The organism is Desulforhabdus sp. TSK, from assembly GCF_022836495.1.
Lineage (GTDB): Bacteria > Desulfobacterota > Syntrophobacteria > Syntrophobacterales > Syntrophobacteraceae > Desulforhabdus.
The window spans coordinates 1-229 of the sequence record NZ_BQXM01000298.1 but is presented as its reverse complement, the minus strand read 5'-3'; the positions used below and the strand labels follow the sequence as shown (position 1 = coordinate 229).

The following is a 229-nucleotide window of genomic DNA, read 5'->3' as shown; positions in this document are numbered from 1 at the left end:
GATTTCGCGAAGTGTTTGATCAAGCAGTTCCGCTGTAGAAGTTTTTTTCGATTTTTCCAGATAGTTGACAACGGCATGCTCCACAATGTTGGCGAGAGTGAGGCGAATGAGCCCATAGTCGGCGTTCCTGCAGGACCCGTCGAGGTGATAGGTGTCGTTGAGGGAATTGCATCGCTCGGTGGAAGTGCGCAGATTCATGATTTCCTTGAATCGCTTGCTGTCTCTCGGG

1 protein-coding gene is annotated in these 229 nt (G+C 50.7%); it reads right to left on the bottom strand.

Going from position 1 to position 229, the window contains the following annotated elements:
- On the bottom strand, window positions 1–198 hold a 198-nt coding region (locus MWC30_RS22455), incomplete at its 3' end, for a hypothetical protein (RefSeq protein ID WP_244086385.1).
- Window positions 199–229: the final 31 nt, after the last annotated feature.